The sequence below is a fragment of the Corynebacterium sp. MSK041 genome, assembly GCF_030232265.1.
Lineage (GTDB): Bacteria > Actinomycetota > Actinomycetes > Mycobacteriales > Mycobacteriaceae > Corynebacterium.
The window spans coordinates 1-3968 of the sequence record NZ_JASPJK010000030.1 but is presented as its reverse complement, the minus strand read 5'-3'; the positions used below and the strand labels follow the sequence as shown (position 1 = coordinate 3968).

Below are 3968 nucleotides of genomic sequence, written 5' to 3'. Positions count from 1 at the left end.
CACGTGACCAGGCACAAGCTGTGGATGGACTACTTGTCACAGCCGTGTCCGACGGACAAGACAAAGTACCAGTACTCTGTTGCGCGGGGGTATCTAGTAACACCGTGGTGACTATCGGGTAACGCAATGGTGAGTATCGAGTAACGCTTTGGGAGAAGATTCTTCTGACCGCGTGACAACAGGGCACGCGGCATCATCAGAGGAGTCCGATCGTGACTGATTACCGGGCCGTGATGGACCTAGTCTTACAAGGCTGGTCCGTCCGCCAAATCTGCTCGACTGTGCGATGCTCACACACCACAGTCCAAAAAGCCCGCCACACAATGGCGGCACACCAGATCACAACCCGTGAACAACTCGCCGGCATTACCGACGAAGAAATGGCCACATGGTTTGTTGACGGCCGAAGTGCTGCCCAAGGCGACTTCGTACCCATCGACTTCGACGCATTGACCAAAGCCCGCACCGGCCGCAACAAAGTCACCCTCCAAGTCTTGTGGGGCCGCTACACCACCCAACCAGCCCACCCATCCCAGCGTTACTACAGCTACGAGCGTTTCCGCCAGCTTGTTGCCGAACACGTCGATGCCACAGGACTTACAGCACGTATTACCCATGCCCCGGGGCACACCATGCAAGTCGACTGGGCTGGCACCGCAATGCGCCTGTTCGACCCAACCGATGCCCGGGGTGCAAAAGTCAGCATTTTCGTGGCGTCACTGCCGTATTCCGGCATGCTGTTTGCTTGTGCTTGCCCGAACCAGCGGCAACAAGCGTGGCTGTGGGCACATATCCAAGCGTTTGAATACTTCGGTGGTGTTGCTGAAGTCATCGTGCCTGATAATGCTTCGACAGCATCCCACGCAATTAGTGCTGCTGACCGCAACCGGCAGGTCAATTCCACCTACGAGGAATTCCTTGAGCACTACAACACTGCCGCGCTGCCTACTCGTGCTCGGCGCCCAAAGGACAAGGCGAATGTAGAAGCAGCAGTCAAGATCATCACCCAAAAAGTCATCCACACCCTCCACGGACATCAATGCGTTGGGCTCGATGAACTCAATGCGCGCATCCGCAGCCTGGTTGACGGCATCAATGACGCGGTACCGTTTCGCGGTAGCAACACCAGCAGAAGGATGCTCTTTGACGAGTTTGAACGCGATGTACTCGGCGAACTTCCCACATCACCGTGGCAGCATACCGAATGGAAACGTGCGAAAGTCGCACCCAACTTCCACATCACCGTCAATACTGCACGTTATTCGGTGCCTTACCAGCTTGTCGGCCGGACTGTCGATGTACGCATCACTGGCAATGAAGTAACCGTCTTTGATGCCGGGCAGCGTGTTGCAACCCACCGGCTTGCCCAAGCCCGGGGGATCTATGTCACCGATGTGGATCATATTCCTGCCAACATGGCTGACACCACAGGGTTGTGGACCAGTGAGTACTTCTACCGTGAGGCAGCCAAGATCGGGCCAGCAACCCGGACAGTCATCGAAGAACTCATCAGCGCAAAGGCAATCCCTGCCCAGGCATTTCAGTCGTGCCGAAACGTACTGAATATGGGCAAACACGCCAACAAAGTGATTTTGGAACAAGCCTGTGCACGCCTGATCGCACCTGATGGCACCAGGAGGGCTGTGTCGTATACCGCGGTGAAAAACATGATGGCCGCGGTGCGCAAAGACCAATCAACCCGCCCGACAGGCCATGATCTGCCAGCCACAACACCGCCTGAAACTCCACCGGTGGAACACGCACGCGATACCCGCGGTGCATATCTGGGTGGGTCTGCCCAGTTCAGTATGGAAAACCTCACGAAGAAAGGACCTCTACAGTCATGACACAGCCACAACCAGCATCAGCATCAGCACGCTTTCTTGATGAATCGATCCTGCCTGTCTTTACCGATCTACGTATGACGGCCTTTGGCCGAACCGTGATTGATATTGCAGCAGATCCCATCTTCGACTCGTGGAGCTTTTCTGACAAAGTGCTCTACGCGCTCGATAAAGAAGTCGCAGCCAAGCGTGAACGACGAGTCAACAAATTACTCAAAGCATCCCGATCGCCAAATCTCGATGCGTGTATCGAAGACATCACCTACACACCCGGCCGCAACCTCAACAAAGAGCAAATCACCAGACTCGCTCACTGCCAATGGTGTCAAAAAGCGCAAAGCATTGTCATCCTCGGCAAATCATCCGTCGGCAAAACATACCTGGCCCAAGCACTACTTACCGCTGCGTGCAGAAACGACTACTCTGCTCGTTTCTTCCGCACAGACACCCTGGCTAACCAGCTGATGGTGCTACGCCATGATGACACAGCACGCATGGAGTTTCTTCAAGATCTCCACCTGGCAGACGTACTCGTGCTTGATGACTTTTTAACAACTCCGATTGATGCTGCCACAGCACACCAGCTGCTCAATATTCTTGCTGAGCGTGAACACCGGGGATCAACCATTGTCACCTCCCAGTTCACGCCCGATGAGTGGTACAAGTCCATCCCGGATGCTGTCATCGCCGAGTCGATTTTGAATCGGCTTGTCGTTGGCGCTGAGATCATCACGCTGGAAGGTCCGAATATGCGCTTAGAAGCCAATACGCAGTAGCGGCTCATGGTCAACGCCCGGGTGTTACTCGATACTCACCCGGGCGTTACTGGATACTCACCACGGTGTTACTAAATCCGTGGTCCTAACATACTCCCAGTTCTGCAGTGGGCTCAATGAATTTCTCCGTGCTCATGATCTTGTCGAAGTCGTCACCCATGAGCCGGGGCAAGAGCTTTACGTCGACTGGGCCGGTGACAAAGTGCCAGTGGTGGATCAGGCCAGTGGTGATACCGCATTCAAGGCGTCGCTGTTTGTCGCGGTATGCCCGTACTCAGGGCTGATGTACGTCACTGCTGCTGCAAATGAGAAGATGCCGGCTTGGATTGAATGCCACGTCAAAGCGTTGAACTATCTTGGCAAAGTACCGGCGGTCATCGTGCCGGATAATGCCTCTACGGCGACCTACCGGCCGAGAAAGCATTCAGGCTACCGGATGGTCACTGACCGCTACGTAAGCGTTTGCCGACTATTACGGGGTCACGATTGTGCCGACGAGGCCCGGCAGGCCCCGCGACAAAGCGGCAGTAGAACGTGCTGTGAAAATCGCCTACACCAAAATACTCGGGTATTTCAGCGACGAGGTCTTCTACAATCTCGATGAGCTCAATGAGGCAATCGCTGACCGGCTTGCCGATATCAACAGCGCAATGACACGGGCGGATGGCACAACACGGCGCATGCGCTTTGAGCAAGAAGAAGCACCAGTGATGCGCGATCTGCCGCCGATACCGTTTACGGAAGTGTCATACAAGCGGTGCAAAGTCGACCGTAATTGGCACATCACCTGTGACTACCAGTACTACTCTGTGCCATTTCAGCTGGTAGGAGAGGCAGTGACGGTCAGGCTCACCCCGCAACTGGTGAGCATCTTCAACGGTGATCAACTAGTTGCTGAACACACACGCCTTCACGGATTCAAATACCGGTACTCCACTGATCCCAACCATGGGCCAAGCGGCGATGACGAAGGCCACAAGGCGCTCACCCGCGACGAACTTTTGGCGTGGGCCTCGTCGTTCGGTTCTGCAACGCACGCAGTCATAACGATGATCCTCGATCGTAATAGTGCCGCCGTCCCCCGCGGACTTCTTCAAGCTCGCAACGTGCTGGCCAACCTGGGCAAAAAGCACAGCAAAGCCACCCTCGAGCCGGCGTGCCAGCAGGTCTTAGAAAAGAAGCTGGCTCCAACTATGGCTGTGATCAAGCGCATCCAGACTGACATTGCGCACGCTCAGCAGCACCCTGCTGCACCAGGGCGAAGGACACAGCCCGCGACGAAGAACCAACAACGCCCAAGCGCCCCGCTTACCAGCGACGCAGCTGATGCCGTCTTTATTCGGCCTGC

General features: G+C 55.5%; 3 protein-coding genes. All 3 read left to right on the top strand.

Translation table 11 applies throughout. The features are described 5' to 3' along the window. Positions 1 to 212: 212 nt before the first annotated feature. The gene (gene istA / locus QP968_RS10995) at positions 213 to 1847 is read left to right on the top strand and encodes an IS21 family transposase (RefSeq protein WP_284856435.1); all 1635 of its coding nucleotides are present in this window, start codon (positions 213 to 215) and stop codon (positions 1845 to 1847) included. Beyond that, positions 1844 to 2620, top strand: coding sequence for an ATP-binding protein (locus QP968_RS10990; RefSeq protein WP_216361694.1), 777 nt, complete (start codon positions 1844 to 1846; stop codon positions 2618 to 2620). The genes istA and QP968_RS10990 overlap by 4 nt, the downstream gene beginning before the upstream one ends. 539 nt (positions 2621 to 3159) lie before the next feature. Next, a partial coding sequence (locus tag QP968_RS10980; RefSeq protein ID WP_502870942.1) for a Mu transposase domain-containing protein occupies positions 3160 to 3968 on the top strand: 809 nt, incomplete at its 3' end.

Coding starts and splice junctions, on each gene's coding strand:
- QP968_RS10990 (WP_216361694.1), top strand. CDS start 1,844: ATGACACAGCCACAACCAGCATCAGCATCAGCACGCTTTCTTGATGAA.